Annotated in this window: 23 protein-coding genes; all 23 read right to left on the bottom strand. The window is 45.2% G+C overall.

Annotated features, from left to right (window positions below; all coding sequences use genetic code 11):
* Positions 1–297: 297 nt before the first annotated feature.
* Complete coding sequence (locus tag Q7P41_RS01310) at positions 298–1395, bottom strand: glycerol dehydrogenase (protein ID WP_303881556.1); 1098 nt, start codon at positions 1393–1395, stop codon at positions 298–300.
* An 86-nt stretch (positions 1396–1481) separates the two neighbouring features.
* A complete protein-coding gene (locus Q7P41_RS01305) occupies positions 1482–2030 on the bottom strand; it encodes a BMC domain-containing protein (RefSeq protein ID WP_303881555.1) in 549 nt (182 codons plus the stop codon).
* Positions 2031–2042: 12 nt separating this feature from the next.
* Entirely contained in the window at positions 2043–3365 is a 1323-nt protein-coding gene (locus tag Q7P41_RS01300; RefSeq protein WP_303881554.1) for a 4Fe-4S dicluster domain-containing protein, read from the bottom strand.
* A 16-nt stretch (positions 3366–3381) separates the two neighbouring features.
* Positions 3382–4767 (bottom strand): aldehyde dehydrogenase, encoded by a 1386-nt coding sequence (locus Q7P41_RS01295; protein WP_303881553.1) that lies wholly within the window; start codon positions 4765–4767, stop codon positions 3382–3384.
* Between the two features lie 12 nt (positions 4768–4779).
* Positions 4780–5733 (bottom strand): cob(I)yrinic acid a,c-diamide adenosyltransferase, encoded by a 954-nt coding sequence (locus tag Q7P41_RS01290; RefSeq protein ID WP_303881552.1) that lies wholly within the window; start codon positions 5731–5733, stop codon positions 4780–4782.
* Positions 5734–5751: 18 nt separating this feature from the next.
* Positions 5752–6054, bottom strand: a complete 303-nt coding sequence (locus Q7P41_RS01285) for a EutN/CcmL family microcompartment protein (protein ID WP_303881550.1) — start codon at positions 6052–6054, stop codon at positions 5752–5754.
* Positions 6051–6371, bottom strand: a complete 321-nt coding sequence (locus Q7P41_RS01280) for a hypothetical protein (RefSeq protein ID WP_303881549.1) — start codon at positions 6369–6371, stop codon at positions 6051–6053. The genes Q7P41_RS01285 and Q7P41_RS01280 overlap by 4 nt, the downstream gene beginning before the upstream one ends.
* A 2-nt stretch (positions 6372–6373) precedes the next feature.
* A complete protein-coding gene (locus Q7P41_RS01275; protein ID WP_303881547.1) occupies positions 6374–7027 on the bottom strand; it encodes a hypothetical protein in 654 nt (217 codons plus the stop codon).
* Positions 7008–7907, bottom strand: a complete 900-nt coding sequence (eutJ, locus tag Q7P41_RS01270) for an ethanolamine utilization protein EutJ (protein WP_303881545.1) — start codon at positions 7905–7907, stop codon at positions 7008–7010. Before eutJ ends, Q7P41_RS01275 begins: the two co-directional genes overlap by 20 nt.
* Positions 7904–8545, bottom strand: a complete 642-nt coding sequence (pduL, locus tag Q7P41_RS01265; protein WP_303881543.1) for a phosphate propanoyltransferase — start codon at positions 8543–8545, stop codon at positions 7904–7906. Before pduL ends, eutJ begins: the two co-directional genes overlap by 4 nt.
* 24 nt (positions 8546–8569) lie before the next feature.
* On the bottom strand, positions 8570–8884 hold the full coding sequence (locus Q7P41_RS01260) for a BMC domain-containing protein (protein WP_303881541.1): 315 nt from the start codon (positions 8882–8884) through the stop codon (positions 8570–8572).
* Positions 8856–9470, bottom strand: a complete 615-nt coding sequence (locus tag Q7P41_RS01255; RefSeq protein WP_303881539.1) for a BMC domain-containing protein — start codon at positions 9468–9470, stop codon at positions 8856–8858. Before Q7P41_RS01255 ends, Q7P41_RS01260 begins: the two co-directional genes overlap by 29 nt.
* An 18-nt stretch (positions 9471–9488) precedes the next feature.
* Positions 9489–9935, bottom strand: coding sequence for a glycerol dehydratase reactivase beta/small subunit family protein (locus Q7P41_RS01250; protein WP_303881536.1), 447 nt, complete (start codon positions 9933–9935; stop codon positions 9489–9491).
* Positions 9932–11767 (bottom strand): diol dehydratase reactivase subunit alpha, encoded by a 1836-nt coding sequence (locus Q7P41_RS01245; protein ID WP_303881533.1) that lies wholly within the window; start codon positions 11765–11767, stop codon positions 9932–9934. Before Q7P41_RS01245 ends, Q7P41_RS01250 begins: the two co-directional genes overlap by 4 nt.
* A 27-nt stretch (positions 11768–11794) precedes the next feature.
* The gene (locus Q7P41_RS01240) at positions 11795–12340 is read right to left on the bottom strand and encodes a diol dehydratase small subunit (RefSeq protein ID WP_303881531.1); all 546 of its coding nucleotides are present in this window, start codon (positions 12338–12340) and stop codon (positions 11795–11797) included.
* Between the two features lie 15 nt (positions 12341–12355).
* Positions 12356–13018 carry a propanediol/glycerol family dehydratase medium subunit gene (locus tag Q7P41_RS01235; protein ID WP_303881528.1) on the bottom strand — a complete coding sequence of 221 codons (663 nt, stop codon included), beginning with the start codon at positions 13016–13018 and terminating at the stop codon, positions 12356–12358.
* 13 nt (positions 13019–13031) lie between these two features.
* A complete protein-coding gene (locus Q7P41_RS01230) occupies positions 13032–14702 on the bottom strand; it encodes a propanediol/glycerol family dehydratase large subunit (RefSeq protein WP_303881527.1) in 1671 nt (556 codons plus the stop codon).
* A gap of 30 nt (positions 14703–14732) precedes the next feature.
* Positions 14733–15545, bottom strand: a complete 813-nt coding sequence (pduB, locus tag Q7P41_RS01225; RefSeq protein ID WP_303881525.1) for a propanediol utilization microcompartment protein PduB — start codon at positions 15543–15545, stop codon at positions 14733–14735.
* Between the two features lie 28 nt (positions 15546–15573).
* Entirely contained in the window at positions 15574–15852 is a 279-nt protein-coding gene (locus Q7P41_RS01220) for a BMC domain-containing protein (RefSeq protein WP_009201841.1), read from the bottom strand.
* A gap of 4 nt (positions 15853–15856) precedes the next feature.
* A complete protein-coding gene (locus Q7P41_RS01215) occupies positions 15857–16312 on the bottom strand; it encodes a EutP/PduV family microcompartment system protein (protein WP_303881518.1) in 456 nt (151 codons plus the stop codon).
* Positions 16309–16653 carry a BMC domain-containing protein gene (locus Q7P41_RS01210; RefSeq protein WP_303881516.1) on the bottom strand — a complete coding sequence of 115 codons (345 nt, stop codon included), beginning with the start codon at positions 16651–16653 and terminating at the stop codon, positions 16309–16311. Before Q7P41_RS01210 ends, Q7P41_RS01215 begins: the two co-directional genes overlap by 4 nt.
* Positions 16654–16906: 253 nt before the next feature.
* On the bottom strand, positions 16907–18490 hold the full coding sequence (locus Q7P41_RS01205) for a helix-turn-helix domain-containing protein (RefSeq protein WP_303881514.1): 1584 nt from the start codon (positions 18488–18490) through the stop codon (positions 16907–16909).
* 5 nt (positions 18491–18495) lie between these two features.
* Positions 18496–19704: a PocR ligand-binding domain-containing protein gene (locus Q7P41_RS01200; RefSeq protein WP_303881511.1), complete on the bottom strand. Its 1209-nt coding sequence runs from the start codon at positions 19702–19704 to the stop codon at positions 18496–18498.
* Positions 19705–19971 lie beyond the last annotated feature (267 nt).

Genomic DNA, 19971 nt, shown 5'->3' with positions numbered 1-19971 from the left:
CGATGGGTTTGTTGAAAAAACTAAACAACCCCCGCCTGCCATATCCAAAAACGCTTTTCTTAACCTAGAACATGTCTCGTTCGTGCCAGTTGTCTCTATATTTTTCGAAAATCTGATCTATGGCATGATCAGCTATAAACTTATCAAGCATGTCTAAATTCTCGCGTTTAACTCCATCCATTTAATTTCCCCACTAGCAACATCAATGCTAGATTTTGGACCAAAAAGACAATCCGTAGCGGCTAATCCAGACTTTAGAGTCTCTTTTAAGAAACTATCCAGCGCAAAAAATTATTTCTAGCTTTTTAAAAAAGCCCTGCCAAGGGCATCTGCACCCAACATAGCATTGACTACCATGGATGGTGTCACTTTAAAAGGCATATTTGCCATGGTTGTTCCTTCTGCACAAGCGGCTTCCGCCGCCGGCAGGAGTTTTTCAAAGCTTGCACCGGCAAGACCCAATTGTTTTAATGTGACCGGCAGTCCAATGGAACACGCAAAATCAAGCACTTCATATATAGTATCCGGATCTGCGTCCTGAAGGACAAGTTGTGTCAATGTTCCAAATGACACTTTCTCTCCATGGTAAAATTGATGCGTTTCTTCCAATACAGTAAGGCCGTCATGTACGGCGTGAGCGGCAGCGAGCCCGCTACTTTCGAACCCCAAACCCGATAGCAATGTATTGGCCTCTACGATCTTTTCCAAAGCAGGAGTTACAGCATGAGCTTCGCAAGCAATCTTGGCATCTAATCCATATTCGAGGAGAAGGTCGTAACATAATTTTGCCAAAGCCAAAGCAGCAGATGTACCTTCGCCTCCAGGCATATTGGGGGCTTTCGTAAAACTACATGCTTCCGCCTCAAACCAAGTCGCTAAAGCATCTCCCATGCCGGAAACCAACAATCTCGTCGGGGCTTTGGCTATTATATCAGTATCTACTAAAACTAAATTTGGATTGCTGGGAAGGACAAAGTATCTCTCGAACACGCCATCTGAGGTGTAAATTACAGACAGAGCGCTACAAGGTGCATCAGTGGCAGCTATAGTGGGTATCGTAGCTACAGGGACTTTTAAATACTCAGCAACAGCTTTGGCCGTATCCAGCGCCTTGCCACCACCAACGCCGACGAGAACATTGACGCCTTTTTCACGTCCTATTTCTGTCAGCCTGTCAATTTCCTGATCACAACACTCTCCCCCAAAATGTTCCTCAAAATATTCTATTCCATGCTCGGAAAAACTTTTCTTCATCTCTTCCCTAACTGAATCGAGTCCTCGCCTGCCTCCAAGCACCAACACTTTCGTGCCCAGCAAAGCGACATGTTTCCCCACTTCGTTCATTGCACCCGCTCCTTGGACATACCTGCCAGGAGCAATCATTATTCTAGTCATCAAATTTCACCCCTTGTGTCTCATATATTAAATATTTATCATTTTCTAACTGCACATAGAAGCAGTCTTACATCATTTTTTAAATGCTATAACACTGCACCTTTTAAATCGGGATGAGGATTGGGTATAAATGAGATATCAACAAGCAAACCCTTATTAATAATCAGCTCTTTAGCAGCCGTAAGGGCAGTTTTTACCTCTGAAATATCTCCTCCCATAGAGAAGAAGGATTTAGCTCCCATCCCTCTACCCAATCGGATTTCAATCAGCAAAATTTTAGCCGCTTTAGCAGCTGTATCTGCGGCTTCGATGATACAAGGTGCAGCCATGGCTTCAACTACACCGAGGGCTCCCATCTCGCTTACCTCAGTTGTACATGCTAAGGCAGGGAACACGGAAGGGTGAACGTTAGGAAGCAACATCTCATCGGTTAACATTTCACCTGCTACCTGTCTTCCAGCATTAAGGGCGTTTTTGACGGCACCAACTTGCCCCCATACGACTATCAAATACTTTCCAGGACATATCGGTGAGGCATGAAAAAGTTTGACGTTAGCGGCTTTAAGCATTGCGTCCACTGTTGCTGCACCCCTAGCCACACTAATAAGCTCAAAAGTTCCTATAGCTCTTTCCATGACAACCATCTCCTACAAATTTGAAGCTCTAATGGCAATATATTCTGAAGTTATTTCCTCAACAAAGCCACTCACTGAGGCGTGAATGCGAGCACCTAGGGCGCCTTCTGGAACATCAGCAATCAAGTCACCCTCATGGACTTGGTCTCCTATAGAGACAATGGGATCGGATGGAGCACCTGCATGTTGCTTTAAGGGTATCCTAACCTTTTGTGCAACAAAATCACCGTTAAACGGCGGATGTGGATCATATACAGATAAGCCGAGGCGATAAGTCAATCTCGTCGTGGGCACCAATCTAAAGGGTCTCTCAGGTCGTGGTGGAATTTCTTTTTTATTAAATTGTGGCTTTATGCCTTGTTTGATCATGATGTCCTTTATTACTTGATTTACGCGCCTAGGAGAAAGATGCATAGGGCATGCGTAAAGACCGCTACACAGATTACACTCAGAGCACAACATGGCCGATTGAACTATGTCGGGCAACCTCATGAATTTATAAGCCATGGCCTGCATGATTTTATGTGGACGGAGATCGTAACCTATAAGATAGCGGGAACAAACCAAGGTGCATTCATTACATTGGCAACAAGCAACTCTAGCTTGTCTTAGCATAACGCTCACAGGCATATTTTCATACCTGGCAAGGACGGAGTTCGATGGCAAAACTAAAACAGCTTTGGTCATCTTAGAAATTGGGAAATTGGCATCCCTGTGGTATTGCCCCATCATCGGACCGCCATCGATAAATATTGGATCATTTACGCTTATACCTCCGGCCGCCTGGATCATTTCCGAAGCTTCGACACCTACAGGAACGCTCCATATGCCGGGAGCCTTAACCGCTCCGCCTACTTGAACAAAACTATGCGTTACTGGTTTACCTTCTAAGGCTCTGCCAATGTTGTATAATGTCTCTATGTTGTTTACGATGGCGCCCACATGCAATGGCAATCCCCCTTCAGGAACGATGCGGCCGGTACATTCTTGCAACAAGATCAATTCATCTCCGGCAGGATAGTAATCCCCCAAAACACAAACATTCCCACCAACCTGGCGAATGGCATTTAGCGATTCAACGTGTTTATGCTTAATGCCAAACAAAACTTTACATCTCAAAACCGACGATAAGGTCTCGGAAGTCGAGATCAAAAAGGAAGCCCAGTTTTGCATCAACGTCTGATCGACATAAAGTAGCGGTTCACATTCAGCGCCATTCATCACGTAAGTGTCTATATCTTGAGCTTGAAGTTTGACGTGGGTCGGGAAGCCTGCACCCCCCGCTCCAACAACACCGGCATCCCTTACCAGCTCCACTAATTCATCTTTAGTCATTCGGCATATCCACTGTCTAAACTATGCGAAATGCTCCATGAAGAACACAACGTCTGACCCTACAGAAGGACAACGGTGTAGTCGGACCATCACCCGTAGTCGTTCCTATGGTAAATGACGTGGGACAATCGCCTCTAATGCCTATACCCGCGAAAGAGGGCGCATTTTTTACGAATATAGATGTCTCCATAAACTTGGCCATGTCACTCATATTGTCTATATTTGTACTGTGAATAACAGCGGAATGCCTAAAGTCATGTTCAACGCGCTTTGCCATGGCCAATCCCTCTTTAAAATCTGCCACCCTTACCATCGCCAATATGGGCATCATAAGCTCTTCTTGAACAAAGGGATGTTTTTCGTCGCATTCGACCAAAATAAGACGCACGTTTGGAGGAGGAGTGATACCTAACCTGGCCAAATATACAGAGGCATCCTTGCCGACCATATCCTTTTTTATTTTTTGATCTTTGGTCAATACCAAGTTTGCTAATGCTTCTATTTTCGTTCGGTCCTTTAATTCAAATGCTCCGTTTTTACACATATATTCTTTCAGCTCATCGGCAATGCAATTTACGGCAATTAATTCCTTTTCGGCAATACAAGGAAGGTTATTATCAAAGGAAGCCCCTGCAATCACGTCTTTGGCTGCCTTCTCGAGATGCGCCGTCTCGTCGACCAATACAGGAGGGTTGCCCGGGCCCGCCCCAATAGCCGGTTTCCCCGATGAAAGGGCAGCTTTAACAACACCTGGCCCACCTGTAGCCGAAACGAGCTTAACTTCTGGGTGGGACATAAGCTCCTTCAAACTGTCCAACGAGGCGTCGCTTAAAACTGAGACCACGTCAGCGGGAGCGCCTTCTTGAGCCAAAATACTTCGTATAAGGTCAATAGTTTTGAAAGTACACCGCAATGCGCCTGGATGAGGCGAAAACACCACCCCATTTCCTCCGGACAACATGCAGATCGTGTTGTTTATGACGGTAGCTACCGGATTTGTAGAAGGGGTTATTGACACAATCACTCCAAAAGGAGCGAGCTCTTCAAGAACTAAGCCATTATCTCCCGATATTGCCCTAGTCGTGAAGTATTCTGGACCTGGCGTCTTAATTATCGAAAGCTTTTTCTTTAGTATTTTATCATCTAAGCAACCCATATTGGTATCTTCACGGGCAAGCTGGGCCAACTCCTCAGCATGGGGCAAGAGCTTCGTCTTTAAGGCTGCGATAATTTTGCTTCGGCTTTCCAGATTGAAATCCCACTGCCAAGTTTTTTGGGCCTTAGAGGTAATTTCAACAATGTCCTTTACCGATGAAGGATATTTTTCTCCTTCCTGGGCAAGTTCCTTAGCAACTTTTGCTACAATCTTTTTAACGAGATCGTCAACCTCGATAGCCTTCATGGAACTCCCCCCTCAACTCTCCCACATCTTTACCATAGCTTCGGCTACAGTGATATCTTGCTCAACTGATCCGCCGCTTACTCCAACTGCTCCTACTATATCTTCATCTTTCTTGAGTAATAATCCTCCACCAAACACAACCAATTCAGGATCATTTTGGAGCCCATATAAATCTTTTCCAGGTTGCACCAACTGGGACAAAACCTCGGTTGGCATTTTAAGCTTTATCGCAGTAGAAGCCTTTTTGGGCGCAAGGCTCAAGCTTATCTGAAGAACGCCCTCCATCCTTTCGAAGGCTATTAAAAAACCGTTAGCGTCACAAACAGCCATGGCCATAGGAACACCAATTTCTTGGGCCTTTTTGCGTCCCGCGTCTATGAGCTTGCGTGCTATTTCTGCATTTAAATATTTTGATCCTATATTTGTTTTCTGATCCATTTCAAACACCACCTTCTTGGTAATTCTTGCTATAACACCTTCCCAATATGCTGAAACGGCCAGAACATAGATGTAGTCTGAAAGGCGATTCAAATATATGTATATCTCCCTGTCGATTAAACTGGACTCTAGAGCTTTCAGGCCTACCCTTTCTGCCCTACGGGCAAAGGCCCTTGCAAGATGAAGTGCCGAGCTCACCTCATCATCACCGGGGAGGATGAAATCGCTATAAAAGGGATATTCGCTCACAAGCAAATCTATTCGCTTCTCCAGGCCAAGAGGTGAAATGACTTCTCTTTTGGCCTTTCCACGCGCTATGTAAGCCATGACTTCGATAAGTTCTGCCTGAAGTAGCTCAATCCAATTGGAAACCTTTGGAGTTGCTCTCGCACGAGCAATTCCCAAAGCACAAGTTACTTCATCTAACGTCCCATTTAAAGCGATCCTGGGGTCATCTTTCCTGACACGGGTACCGTCATACAAAGATGTTTTTCCCAAATCCCCCGTTTTGGTATATATTTTCGCCATGACGTTTTATTAAACCTCTCATGTTAACTCGTCTAAGAACACATCTGCCGTATCAACGATGCCAACTATGGCGAAGTCTATGGGAGCATCTGTTACACCCGTAGCATTCCTGGCTGAGCTGCCTGAACAAAGAAGAACTGTTTCTCCGACTCCAGCTCCCACAAGGTCAACCGAGACTTCTACTCGACCGTCACCACGAGCAGACACCAACCTGCCATCCTTTCCAGGTTCAAGGAATTGTACTAACAATAATTTATGTCCTACTAATCTCTCATCTTTCCTGGTCGAAACAACTTGTCCTATCACTTTGCCGAGCTTCATTGCAATTTACCCCCACCCTTCAAAGCTTCCAAAGCTCTTTCTACTTCGGCAACGGTTCCGATGATAGCAACTGCAGGCATGTGCTGGGGACAATTGCCCATGACTTCAAAGGCTTCTACGGAGGCAATATCGGTGGCAATATCTACGGCAGCTATCGTTTGCGCTACCATTCCCTGCAGTATTAACACAGCCCCCCATTTGACGTTATTAAGCAATTCTTCATCTTCTTCCCTGAAGATGCCTCTGCGAATTCGATTCTTTAAAATTCTTTTACAAGAAGTGGATGGCGCAATTATGAGTTCCCACTGAAGGGCCATGATCACATGTCCTCCTCTATCCTAATTCTCAACGATCTCAATCTATCTTTTGCTTCGTCGGTCAAACGGGCTCCCCCTTTTAAGACGATCGCATTGACGCCGGAAAGACGACCTGCTAATTCACACCAACTTATCCAACCTTTTTCACAGATTTCCATGACGTTATGTGAAATGCCTGACGATAGATTGTCCTTTAAAACCATTACGAATCCCAAATCGCAAAGTCTCGATGAAATTTTATCGAGCGCTTGCAAGTGTGCCATGCAGTTCCTCAATCCAAAACCACATCTTAAGTTGCTATCGTCAATGATCACCGGAAGTTGCTCATCGAGGCAGCCATAAATGAGCGATCCGGCGGGAGAGAAAGGAAAGCCTAAACAGAGCTCTGAAATCAATTGTAAGGAGGCCATTGGAACTACCAAAGCCGATAAAGTTTTGGCTTCACGTCTAGGATTTGTTATGGATTCGATAAGATAAGATGGGTTGTTTTCAAACTCAAAAGTTTCACGAAAATGATTGGGCAGATAATGTACCAACGTTATTTCCCCGCGTGGTTTCCATTGAAGCGTGGGTGGCGATGACCACACCATTCCCACTCGTGGCATAGAAAGTCTTTTTAAGACAATTTCGCATAAACTATTTATTGTGACCTCCATGACAACGCCTCCATAGACATTCAGCTATACCCACCGATGTAACAATCAATGAGAAGGGAGCTAAAATTGCTTTAGTCTCTAACACCTGAGAAATGACTTCGGAGGCACCTTCAATATTAGCTCCCCCGCCGACCACAATTACACGTTCTTTTTCCAGGAAGCCACTTTTAGCAAGATGATCCCTTGCTATGACGCCCATTTTCTCAAACACGGGGCGAGTTATATTAAATATTTTTTTATGAGCGGTACTATTACGCTTCAACTTTTCAGCTTCATCAAAAGATATACCTAAGGCTCCTGCGAGGACTAAGGTTACATGGGTACCTCCTGTGGGCTCATCGGCAGAATATACGACTTCTCCATCCTGGAGCACCGCGATGCCTGTAGTGCCCCCTCCTATATCTATTATTGCCCCATTTTGCATCCCCAACGCAGTCGCCGCAACCACGGGCTCTTCGTAAAGTCCCATGCAGGGGAGGCCTAAGGCTTCAACGACATTAGCACACACTTGAGCAGTCCTCTGGGATATCCCTGGGGGATAAGCTGCAGCACCTACTGCTGTAATATCGTTGCAGCCTAAGCGCTTCTTCAATGTTCTAAGACACTTTCGCATTCCTTCTATAGCAGCTATGTAATCTACTATAACGCCGTCGCGCAGTGAGGAACGAGAATCAAAGAGCACTGCGTTAACCGGTTGTCCTGCCTCGTTAAAAGCGACCAACTTTAGGTTCGTGGTACCAAGATCAAAGCCCAGATAAAGTTCTTCCCACTCCGAAAGAGGCTCATCGCAATTTAAAGCCTTATTAACGGTTGCAAGTTTTTCATACGTTTCCGCACTGATAATGCCGTCTATGATGACATCGTGGGCATCGACAGTCATATCAAAATCCTCACGTAATCGCCCGTTTGTAGGCCACAGGCGTTTGCTTCGTCTATATCGACATGGAATTCGCTTATAAATTCCGGACCAACCCTTACCCATACTCGTTTGAATATGAGGCCTCGATCTCCATAAACTTTCACGTCAACCTCTTGGTTGTCTTTCAAGCCTAAAACTTCAGCCTCTGCTGGAGAAAAATGTAAGTGGCGCCATGCCATACCGACTCCCTTCGTTAAAACAATATGTCCTTTCGGACCCAAAACTACAATGGGAGGACAAGTCTGGCTTGATCCACTTTTGAGGAGTGGAATATCGATATGTAGCTTTCTTGCATCTGACATTGCCATTTCTACCTGTGTGTTTTTTCTAAGCGGGCCAAGAATCCGAACGTTTTCCAGCACACCGCTTGCAGCAACTAAAGTAACTGTCTCCTTGCAAGCATATTGGCCTGGTTGACGAAGATCTCTAACTTTGGTCAAAGTATAACCTTTGCCAAACAAGGTCTCTACGTCGACGGCAGTGAGATGAAGATGACGGTTACTGACGCCCGCTACTACAAGCGCCGGGTCTTTTGCGTTTGAGTTAAGTTTATCCAACAAGCGGCGAACAACCTCGTTTATCAAGGCCTCATTCACCATGGTCATTTCCCCCTAATGAGCTAGTCAATCGGCTTGCACATCAAGCGGTTCAGTTTTCCGAGCACCTTCTCCGGGTAAAATGCTTTCTGTATCGGTATGTGGCCTAGGTATGACGTGGGACGATATAACCTCGCCAACCCGAGAAGCTGCTGCCACTCCGGCGTCAACAGCGGCCTTAACCGCCCCCACATCACCGCGAACCATCACTGTCACAAGACCAGCTCCTGAAAACCGCTGTCCCGCCAAACGGACATTTGCTGCCTTGACCATTGCATCTGCAGCCTCTATCGCACCAATGAGCCCTCTCGTTTCAATCATTCCCAGGGCTTCCTGAGCCATTTACCTTACCTCCCTCTCTTTCAATAACATCTTGATTGTGCTTTTCGGGCATTTTTTTAGTCTTCTTTCTTGTGGTCTTTTTTCCACTTACTTGATTTTTTCCCTTGCCTTTGTCACCTTTAGCCTCCTTGTCCTCTTTTAAGTCTTTAGGCTTAACGTCAGCATCAACGCTTGTCTCTTCCTTTGGTTCGTCCCGAGCTTCCTCGAAAGCAACTGTTTCTGTATCGTCGCTAACTGGTTCCTCTCTTTCTGGAGTCACAGGAGGTGAGATCAAATTTAGCCATTCTTTAGATCCTAACGTAGCTTGGTTATATGCCAACATTTCACCAACGCCGCGTCCAGGTCTAGGAATCACATCAATAGACCAAACTCGATTTACCCTTTCAGAAGCGGCCTTGGCGGCAGAGAGCGCAGCTTTCACTGCACTTACATTACCCGCTATCTTAATTGTGATCATGCCACCACGCGAGTTTTCGCGTCCTATTAAAGTAACATGCGCGGCTTTCAAAGCTGCATCCGCAGCAGTAATAGCGGCCACTAAGCCTATTGTCTCTATGAACCCCAAGGCCATTTTTATATTTTGCACACTGGGAATCCCCCTTTCCTAAGTCAAACCCATTTGTTGCAATATCCTGGTAACTACCTCAGCAATTTTCCCTTCATCTAAATCATCTTCCACAAGGACTCTCTCACCGTTTGTTGGAGGGAGAGGAAGACCCTTTACCAACCTTGCTGCGGCTTGCCCTAGCCAACGAAGTGGAACACTACTATCCTCCATGAAAATTAGTGGCTCCTCTGGATCCAGATTGGCTAACGTAAGCGCACATTCATTGGGAGAAATGCCTATTCCCACCCGCAGACGCGATCTGTTTGCAGCCTCCCAAGCAAGGGTCTTTGCATCACTATCCAGGATATCCCATGCTATTGGCACCCCTTCTTCTTCTGCGCCAATTCCCACTTCATGGACCTTGTCTTTCAAAGGATCAGGAAGCAGCAATAAGATAGTGGGCCGTTCCTCACTTATTTCGCCTACTTTTCCACACCAAGTCATAAAATTTTCCTCCCAACACTCGACAAGACAAGTCCTGTAGCTACAGCGTTACGCGGACCCAAACTTCCTCTTATATTTCCCCTACCAGCAACAACTGAGTATTTTGCTAATTCCTCTGTTATCATGTTTGGAATTTCAAAATCAAGAGCAGATCCACCGACCAAAACTACAAAATCGATCAAGCGAATATTTTGTGCTGGAGCAACGCGCTTCAATGCCCTTAGCGCATTAGTTACGAAGACTTCTCTTTTTGCCTTTCTTCTCACATTCCTAATTCTTTCAATAGAAAAATCAAGCAAAAGGGGACTCAAAAAATTATCATTTACCATCAGAGCTACCCTGCCAAACAGCTCTGGAGCCAGGGGTTTATCAAAAAATCTTACAGTCCCGTCTTCGAGTCTAACGTGAAATACACTTTCTACCTTACAAAGGGGATGTACTTTTATGTTTTCCACCAACTCCATGTCGTCAATCCCAAGCTCGCTTGCTATGATGGTGTCTATCATATTTCCTGCTCCTGCTAAATGAATGAGCTCTACTTGGCCGTTAGGTCGCATCAAAGATGCATCCGTACTGCCTGCACCTAAATCTAAGACGGCTAATGGAGTACTTGTCCCAGGTGTAGTTAAAGCTCCACTTATAGCCATCTCAGCTTCAACGCCACCAATTTCCACCTTAACTCCTATGTCGGACTCTATGGCAGAAGCAAGTTTTTGCATGGGGAGTTCTTGGGCTTCCACCATCACAGCCAGGGCTACACCCGTTTCCATAGCAAACTCTTCGGCCAGACCGCCAACAACGCGTTGGGGAACCATGGTATCAACTGCCAGTAAGTCTTTAATGTGAATTTCCCCCAAAGGAAGCCCTGTCAGTTCCGACATAGTCTTGCGAACTCTTTCCATCATTCCGCCCACGTTTGTCCCCGGTTGCCCAAAAATATCTTGGATGGGCCAGTTAGATTCCGCTACCTCCATTATTGCCTTAGCTCCATCGTCGATGTTAATGGTCCTTTTGCCAGTTGGTCCAATGATATACAATTCACCGGCAGGAATCCGCCTTTCCTTGACTTCGCCTAAGGGTGTCCGTATGACGACTGCAGATCTATTCCCTATAAGAGCCTTGGCAACGGGGACTATCTGACGAGTTTCATCGGCTGATAAATCAAAAATTGTGGCGATATCATAAGGATTAGAAAGCAACTCCACAGACCTTCCGGGTGGTGCCACTTCCACGCAACATTGCATACCCAGAGGAACGCGATCGATGGCTTTGACTTCATCGACTATCGGAATTACCTTATTTAACCTATTTACTATCAATACCCCGTCGTCCGATTGGCATATGGCCCCTCTGACATCTATGCCTTTAGACAAGGCATCGTTGATCTTTTCCGCAGCTTCTTCAAAATTTACGCTGCCCGGGATGACAACCACTACAGGATGCCCGGGCTTAGTCATATCCAGGTCAAAAATCGATACCGTCTCACCAACTCCAACTCCAACTCCGCCGGGAGTAGAGGGGTTGTGCCCTATCATGGTAGACTCGGTAATTACTGTCTCTGTAATGGTTTCCATTGCTACATCGCCTATCACAGGGGCTGCTCGGTTCAAGCAAATGAAATCTACCTTTTTAAAATCATCACGCGACCATCCAGCCTTCTCCAAAGCAAGGGACAATGCCCTACGGACACCGGCAACGTTTTGCAAAGTCCCCTTTATGCCTGTAGTATAAGCAATGGAAGAAGAGATGAATTCCACCGAGTTCTCATTCACTCGTGCCAGGGCCACTTCAGTAGTAGCGTTTCCTATGTCAATTCCGGCAATTGTAGGCACCTTAGCCCCCCCTTTTCGCAACTATTACTATTCGGGAACATCCCCTCGGAAAAGTTTTCGACGTTCATATACGGAGACCGCTTCCCTGACAAAAGTTGCACACGTCGTCGCTCCATGTTTGTTTTCAAGCTCATCTGCTATGGCAAGAAGTTCTTCTTTCGTTGAGCGATGAGGTCTCATGGCATTGTATATCTCCAAAATCCTTTCGTCAGGGACCTTCGTCAATTCAGCAGCTCTCTTCAGATTGGTTGCTATTTGACTTCTTCCGGCAGCCTCGGCTATTTGAGCCTGCATTAACAAAGCATCAGCCGCTATTCGAAAATCTTCAAATGTCGCCTTTCCTTGCAAGACAGCATCCAAGGTAAGATCATTAAAGGCGTTACCTCTTGGGCTTTTTATTATGTCAGGCCTTTTAGTGCCTAAGGGATAATCTTCAACTGTAAGCCCCTGACATTCTTCAACCTGCACTTTGTAAGGCGCTCCAGTTTTTTTCTCACTTTCTTGACTGCTCATCTCTTTTAAGACTTGCCTTACCAGTTCAGCTAACATTTCTTCGTTAAACTTTTCAGCCAATTTCAACGCCCCCTTTTATTCAAAACGAACTTCAAGCTCCATAGGTGGCTTGGAGCGATCCAAATAACTCGCTTCTTTATTGTGAAGGAGTGCAGCGATTCCCTGATAGCGAGGACGAGCCATGGGGTCGTTTCTGGTAGGCACCGGCGTCGGACGTTCTCCTTTAGCATATTTAGCTGCATTGCGTCCAATTGCCCGGTACACCTCGGGGTCGAGAAGAGGGGCTTGAGGGAATAGTTCCAAATTATTTAGGGGATTGAGGTCACGTTGATGGATGACTGTAGTACCTCTCGACAATATACCGATGCCAATGCCCGACCCGGACAGCTTAGCTGCCTGATGAGCAATGAATCCCACATCTGCAGTGTGATATACGCGGACTAATCGCGGTTTTAAACCTTCTTCTTCAATCCCGGCAAATACTTGACGTAATACCTCGCTGTGAGGAACTCCTATTATGGTTTCGGTAAAGGCCGTTCCGAAACCCGGAGGTACAGCAACGGCCACTTCCTTGGGATCTGTGCCTCTTTTAGCTACACCTACTTCAACTAAAGTCATCTTCCCTCCCCTTGGCAGAAGTTGCGTCGCGCTTGGGGAAGGCATCTTCGCTTGCTCTCCTAAAACTTCCTGCAAAACCTCTGCGATCACCTTTTTGATTAATTCCTCATTGACCTGCATTGCCTTCCCCTCCTCACACATCCTCAGGTCTAATCGCCCAAGGAATTTCCTTTATTTCTTGCCAACGCTCTTCAGAGATCCTATATCCGGTCCCAGGGCCTTGATAATCGTTGGGGTCGTTAACGGCGCTGTAAACAGTACCGTCACGATCGATCCATGCTGAAGTCTGCAGATAATCCCCGGAAACCCTCTGACGCATCATCATTACTATGGCTTCAGCTATGTCCCTGAAACCCCTTTGCGCAAGGATTTTAACTATGTCAATGCCATTTATGCCCTCGCTTAAAAGTCTCTCGGCAGCCCTTAGATCCTCAGTCACATTTCTGTCGGGCAAATCTTTGCTTCCGTGAGAATAAGTTGCAGCTTCAATTTCAGCATCAGTTATGGGCGGAAATCCCAATGAGTCATACACAGCCTGAAGAGCTCTTGCCGCCTTATTGCGCACTGCAACTACATCCTCTTCGGAGACAGGTCTACAACCGCCATCAACCTTAAAGTCACGCTGAATTGCGAGATAATCGTCCATGTCCTCGATATCCCAGTTGGATCCGGCAAACATGTTGTCGTAATTTGGAACGCCGGAGTAACCGGAAAAAATTAAATCTGTACCGGGAAAGAGCTGAGGTATCGTACGCGCGGTTCGCCTTAAATCGGAATGGGAAAAGGTCTGGTCATTACCGGAGGCAACTTCCATATCAAGCGTCACCGTGATGAGGTTTTCTGCCGCAACTGCCCTCAAGCCGCTGGGGACAGCACCAGGAACGCCTATACAAGAGATAGAGCCGTTTTGAAGGCCCTGCACACCGGCACCTTTGGTTATCATGACACACCGAGCTTCTAGATAGAGCATGCTCTTACCCTCAGCGGCTCCCATTTGCACTTCCGCACCTGTGCCGCTCGTAAAACGCATTTTTAATCCCCTGCTTGCGTAGGCGGATGCAAGAAATGCCTTTGACCAGGGCGTGTCGTCGCCATCGATAAACACGCTTTCGGTACCGTATACCGAGACCGTTTCTGCATAGCTCGTGAGACCTCTCATCCCAATCTGAAGCTCAAAGGCCTCTTCGAGAGCACATTGAGTAAGCACTCCCGGCCTACCGGCCTGAGATCCTATGAGCAAAGACAAAGCGTTCAAAGGAGCATAACGGTTAACACCCACTGTAGTCTCAAGTTCCACGAAACCCCTTAACGCTCCTTCAGCTGCATCCGCGGCAAGTTGTACGGGGTGGTCCTTTGCGCTAGTTATGTGAGCTTGATTTGCAGGAGTTTTACGAGATCGCATCTTAGAAATACCCATCATTATTTCAACTATGTTTAGACAATCCATAACCCTGCTTATTTTAGCTGGCGTCAAACCCTGAAACACCCTGGTAACTTCATCCCTGGAAACGTTGGGATCAACCAACATTTTCGCTAATTCAATCTCGCTTTTTGCCATGGCTTGAGGAGCCATCGCAATGTCAATGGCATAATTCGCTATGAATTGCTCGATCATATCGAAGTCTTGGCGCTTCTTCCCATCCATCTCCGCTATCTTGCCATTCTCGATCTTTATGGACGGGGTCGGATCATTAGGACTTCCCATAGCATAAAGTCCTACATCTACCCATTCGCCAATGAATCCGTCTTTATGGACTGGTCTGTTGTTTAGCACTTCGAACCTTTTGCTTTTCTTTTCAACCAATTTTTACGCCCCCTTTACACTCGGTGACCCCTAAATGTAAGGAGTCGTAGCCGACTCGGGTTCTGCGCCCATAGCACCCAGGAGCTTTTTGCCTATACTTCTAGCGGCTATTAGGGCCTGACGAACTGCACCGGAATCGCCCGTGAAAGTTATGACCACTTCATTCGTGAGAGATAACCCTTTCGTGGGAGACATATAATCTATTAGCTCGACTTCAGCAGCTTTGAGTGCTGTATCGCTCATCACGAAACCAATGCCCGCCGGTGCACCTACGATTAGACCAAAAGCTCTACCTATTGGTGCATTAAAGGCTTTATTACAGGCATAACTGGCTCGAGCCGTATATTGAAACTCTAAATGACCGGCATCGTTTGCATAAACATCGCCAAAAGTGCGCCGCAAATCTTTTAAAGCTACTTCTATGGCTCTTCTGGCATCTGACACGTCTTCTGCGCCAAAAATTATCAACGATCCATGACCGGCTCCGCCTTTAGTGTCCCTGGGCAATTCAATGACGACTATCTCCGTGTTGGTCGCCTTAACGGCTTCGTCAGCTGCCATTATTTGAGGTCCGGCTCCAGTTCTGCCCGAAAAAATACCCACAGATCTGAATTTTTTATCTATGCCCAATTTTTCGTGAAGCATCGGCTCAACGTTAGCTACTACTAATCCAATGGTGTCTCCCTCGGAAATACCAACATATTCGGTGACACCGACCAGGTTTTGCACGCTAGCGGTAGGAACTTCCTTTTGATCAGAAGCCTTTTCAGGGGAAATAACGCTTCCGCCCCCGATGCGCTTCATCACCTCATCCATTACTTTTTGCATGATCTCTTGATCCATCAATCACACCTCCCGAACAAGGGCGCCGCTATCCTAGCTTAGGAAGCAGCTTCTCGGTATCACTGTGGGGCCTGGGAATTACGTGAACAGACACGATCTCTCCTACACGTTTTGCTGAGGCTGCACCAGCATCGACGGCAGCTTTGACTGCCCCTACATCGCCACGAACCATCACCGTCACAAGGCCGGAACCGATCTTTTCGTAGCCTATGAGCCTAACATTCGCCGCTTTCACCATCGCATCGGCTGCCTCTATAGCTCCCACCAGCCCTTTCGTTTCAATCATTCCCAATGCTTCTCCGTTCATGGCCTTACACACCTCCCGATAACTTAATAAATTGACCAATTTTGTATTTCAGTGTCGTTAGTCCCTCTCCGGTCAAAGCAGAAACACAAACCACCTCCATAACGCCCGCTTCATATAATATTTTTCTCGCAACTTCTATTTGATCTTCCTTTGCCAGATCCGCCTTGTTGATCACTCCTATAACTATTGATCGAATAGCCCTTACAAACCGAGACGGAAACTGTTTTAAATTTGTTGGGTCAACTAGAAGCAAAGTGATGGCACACCGAGAAGAACTAGTTATCAATACGTGATAAAAACGAGGTAAATCAAAAAATTCACCTGGTGTATCTATGGCTCTTTCAAAGAATCGTAAAGAGGGGGTTTTCCGAACGACATCATTATCTTCAGTGAGTCCCAGTTTATGCAGCAATGTAGTTTTACCAGACCCTGAGGGTCCTATAACCATAATGCGCATCATGTGTAAGTAATTTCCGCTGGGAAAAACCCGAGGACGTCCTTTAATGAAATCACGGCTGCGCGCAGAGCATTTTCTACGGAAGCCACCTCGCCGGTAACGATAACACAGCCTGTGAATCTATCTACAAAATCAACGTTTACCGTGGAAGATTTGCTCGCAACATCAGCGGCTATAATGGCACCCTCTCCCGGAGTAATCGTCATTATTCCTATTGCTCCGGCTTTATGAATGCCCACCTTATTGCACAGATCATCTTTGGGATTTCTTATTATATGGGCAAGAGTCACCTGCTTACCAGGAACGTATTCCTGTATCACCCTTAAACGATCGCCGCCGTCCACTAAGGCACCTCCTATGTGTAACACATAGTAAATCAAAAAACTGATGAAATTGCATTTAAAGAGAACAGCACTATTTTGCTCAATTACTTTTATCGATGCATACATAAAAAGACCTAAGAGCACTCTCTCAGGTCTTTTTACTAAATCTTTGTTTTCTTGTTCAAATAATAATAAATATCAATACACCGAGCGAGGAAGAAAATTTATGTTCTATGTTATCGCATTATTGCCCCATAGCATTTTTCACAAGTGGTCATCGCTTGGATAGAGAAGATTTCTTATATTCACTGGGGGAACAGCCGACCATTTCCTTAAAAAGAGAACTAAAGTAGGTTATGTTACCATATCCTACAGATGTAGCTGTCTCCGTAACATTGTACCCCATGGCCAGAAACTTCTTAGCACGCTCAATGCGCTTTTCCTTGATTACATCGACAAATCTTTTATTTAACACCTTGCCAAACATCCGACTTAAATGGCTTGGGCTGACGTAAACATGCTCCGATACTTTAGTTAAATTTGCTTCTTCTAAATTATCATCGATAAACGCAAGAGCTTGCTGTATCAAAGCAATCTCTGGATCTTTCATGCTTTGCCTGACTTTCCATGCCTCTTCAAGAGATATAAAAAACATATTTTTAAGGTCAGAAAGCGATCTAACCGGGATCATCATGTCTCTGACCTGCCTTCTTGCCCATGTTTTAATAGCCTCTTGATCGCACTTAAGATCTAAAAGCAATTGACATATTTGTCCAGTATATCCTCCGAATAATAACCTTACGATCCCAATATCAAGTGCAACGTCATGCTGAGACAAGAGAGCAAATAACTTGTTGGTTCCCTCATTTAATAGTTGTAACTGTCCGCTTCTCATTCCCTCTAAAATCATAGAAAAGGGCTTGTTAAAATCGAGATGTTCTTCGCTTATTTCTATGTTTCTAACCCGCGATTGTGGTTGTCCAAAAATAAAATTTCCAAAACCCTCAAGTATACTTTCCTCTAATATTTCCTCCAAAGAAGGAAGAACTTCATAAATTTCGTCCAATCCCTTGATCTTGCCCATATAAACTACATTGCAATGCATATTGTTTTGTAGAGTGACATCGAAAACTTTAGAAGCTATATCCTCCGGATTTTTTATGGGACTATTAAAGAATAGTAGCATAATGTAATGCTGCCATGGCACCAGGAAGGCTGAATCATCTAATATCTTCTGCAACTCTCCCCAAAGCATCAATTGTGGCCATTGAGTTTCTTCAGCGTCAGAACCACTCAACGCGATGATTCCAAAGATATGCATGCCTTCTGCTGGAAGAAATCCCACTTCTTTGGCAACATTTTTAAGCCCTTCTGTAATTTCCTCTCCACGCACTATTCCTTGTATCATCACAGAAGCCACGAAGCTCTTATTTTCTAAAATAAATCTCTTTAATCTCAAGAGCTGCTGCGATGCTTTGTCAGCCTCTTTAATTTCTTCTATTGCCTTGCTCATGGCCTCGTAAAGCGCCCAATCTTTGATGGGCTTTACTAAAAAGGCAGTTACATTGAGTCCAACCGCTTGTTGCGCATACTCAAAGACATCATAAGCTGTCACGATTATAACTTTTCCATGAAAACCTTCACTTCGCAATCTACTTAAGGAGTCGAGGCTACTACCCCCGGGAATCTTCAGATCCAATAAAACAACGTCGGGGTCCCATTGTCGGGCCTTTCTTTCAAAATCAGGGATATTTGATGCTTCGTCAAGCTCGAGAAGCAAAGGGTAAGACTTAAGCATTTCCACCAATGCTTTTCTTTCTAACGGTTCGTCCTCCACTACGAGTACTCTTCTGGACACCAATTTCAATCCCCCATAGAAGGCATACATATACTTACTTTTGTGCCTACATTGGGCTCGCTCCAAATATCAAATGAAGCATCGCTGCCGTAATGCAGCTTCAGTCTTTCTTTTACATGAGAAATTCCAACGCCTTCTTTGATTTTCTTTAAAGAGCAACCAACACCATTATCTTCTACATTGATTTCTAATTTCCCCGCCCTTACTCTTCCTTTTACGAGCACAACACCTGGGCGTAACGATGGTTCTATGCCATGTACAACCGCATTTTCTATCAGCGGTTGGAGTATTAGAAAAGGAATCTTGCACGACAAAGCTGCTGACTCTACATCCAAAACATAAGAAAATCGATCGCTAAATCTGACTTTTTGAATTGCTAAATACTGCTTAAGACACTCAAGTTCACTGCTTAAATAAACCAGCTCGTCAGACGATTGCCTTCTAAGAATATATCTAAGATATTCAGCGAATTGAATGGTAAGTTCTTGCGTTTGCGGCGCACCCTCAAACATGGCCAAACGCGACATGATGTTTAAAGTATTGAACATAAAATGCGGATTGAGCTGATTCTGAAGGGCTTTAAGTTGTGCCATCTTTAAGCTTCTCTCAAGCACTTCCTTGTCGCGTTGTGCCTTCACTAACTCCATCGTCTTGTGCAATAATTTGCTTTCAATTAGGTGGCGTTCGCAGAGTTCTACTATATGCGATGCCATCACATTTAAAAGATTCATGGCATTAAGGAGAGTAGTCTCATCTACGATCGGCAAGGATAAAAAGTCGCGAACCCAATCATCAACCTCATTTGCGCTACAGGGCCAAAGGGGAACTAACTCTTTTCTAACTTCCTCTTCTGTGTATGGTCTAAGCAAAACCTGACCGCACAGTAAAGTGCCAACAAATCTTCCTTCAATGATCAACGGGCTTGCCATATCTATCAATCCGCAATGACATCTATAAACTAACGGCCCATCGACATCTAAGGCATGTTCCCCTCCCCATGCATCGCTTTTCTCGCACCCACATTTACCTTCCGGGTGAGAACGAAGTCTGCGGCAAAAAGCGCAAAAATTGCTTGGTATAGTTAAGGCGGTGCCATCTGTCGTCGCTATCACGGCACCTACATTCATTGCTGCAGCAAATCTGTCCACAAGGTTCTTAAGTGTATTTAGTTCAATTATCTCAGTCCACCATTCGTAAGAACCATAGGAAGCCATTTACTGTCTCTCCAAGCAAAATAAATTTATATTCAACTTTTAACTTTAATTTTAACTTTGCTTATTATTATTTATTATAACGTAACTGGTTACTAAACATGATCGATTTTGCCCAGCTTTTTAGGTGATCTTGTTAAAACACGCGATCCCGAATTACAAATGTTTAATTCTGATCCCGGTGCCATCGTGGCAATTTAGCTAACGTCAGGCATCTAAAACAACTTTTTCTACTTTATCAATTGGCCAACCCAAAATCATTGATCCCAC

Source organism: Acetomicrobium mobile (assembly GCF_937920065.1).
The sequence above is the reverse complement of the archived record's forward strand: the minus strand, read 5'-3'. Positions and strand labels throughout refer to the sequence as shown.

What these genes read in the sequence shown, in the direction of transcription:
- Q7P41_RS01310 (WP_303881556.1), bottom strand. Translation starts at nt 1,395, where the DNA reads ATGACTAGAATAATGATTGCTCCTGGCAGGTATGTCCAAGGAGCGGGT.
- Q7P41_RS01305 (WP_303881555.1), bottom strand. Translation starts at nt 2,030, where the DNA reads ATGGAAAGAGCTATAGGAACTTTTGAGCTTATTAGTGTGGCTAGGGGT.
- Q7P41_RS01300 (WP_303881554.1), bottom strand. Translation starts at nt 3,365, where the DNA reads ATGACTAAAGATGAATTAGTGGAGCTGGTAAGGGATGCCGGTGTTGTT.
- Q7P41_RS01295 (WP_303881553.1), bottom strand. Translation starts at nt 4,767, where the DNA reads ATGAAGGCTATCGAGGTTGACGATCTCGTTAAAAAGATTGTAGCAAAA.
- Q7P41_RS01290 (WP_303881552.1), bottom strand. Translation starts at nt 5,733, where the DNA reads ATGGCGAAAATATATACCAAAACGGGGGATTTGGGAAAAACATCTTTG.
- Q7P41_RS01285 (WP_303881550.1), bottom strand. Translation starts at nt 6,054, where the DNA reads ATGAAGCTCGGCAAAGTGATAGGACAAGTTGTTTCGACCAGGAAAGAT.
- Q7P41_RS01280 (WP_303881549.1), bottom strand. Translation starts at nt 6,371, where the DNA reads ATGGCCCTTCAGTGGGAACTCATAATTGCGCCATCCACTTCTTGTAAA.
- Q7P41_RS01275 (WP_303881547.1), bottom strand. Translation starts at nt 7,027, where the DNA reads ATGGAGGTCACAATAAATAGTTTATGCGAAATTGTCTTAAAAAGACTT.
- eutJ (WP_303881545.1), bottom strand. Translation starts at nt 7,907, where the DNA reads ATGACTGTCGATGCCCACGATGTCATCATAGACGGCATTATCAGTGCG.
- pduL (WP_303881543.1), bottom strand. Translation starts at nt 8,545, where the DNA reads ATGGTGAATGAGGCCTTGATAAACGAGGTTGTTCGCCGCTTGTTGGAT.
- Q7P41_RS01260 (WP_303881541.1), bottom strand. Translation starts at nt 8,884, where the DNA reads ATGGCTCAGGAAGCCCTGGGAATGATTGAAACGAGAGGGCTCATTGGT.
- Q7P41_RS01250 (WP_303881536.1), bottom strand. Translation starts at nt 9,935, where the DNA reads ATGACTTGGTGTGGAAAAGTAGGCGAAATAAGTGAGGAACGGCCCACT.
- Q7P41_RS01235 (WP_303881528.1), bottom strand. Translation starts at nt 13,018, where the DNA reads ATGCAGGTCAATGAGGAATTAATCAAAAAGGTGATCGCAGAGGTTTTG.
- pduB (WP_303881525.1), bottom strand. Translation starts at nt 15,545, where the DNA reads ATGGATCAAGAGATCATGCAAAAAGTAATGGATGAGGTGATGAAGCGC.
- Q7P41_RS01220 (WP_009201841.1), bottom strand. Translation starts at nt 15,852, where the DNA reads ATGAACGGAGAAGCATTGGGAATGATTGAAACGAAAGGGCTGGTGGGA.
- Q7P41_RS01215 (WP_303881518.1), bottom strand. Translation starts at nt 16,312, where the DNA reads ATGATGCGCATTATGGTTATAGGACCCTCAGGGTCTGGTAAAACTACA.
- Q7P41_RS01200 (WP_303881511.1), bottom strand. Translation starts at nt 19,704, where the DNA reads ATGGCTTCCTATGGTTCTTACGAATGGTGGACTGAGATAATTGAACTA.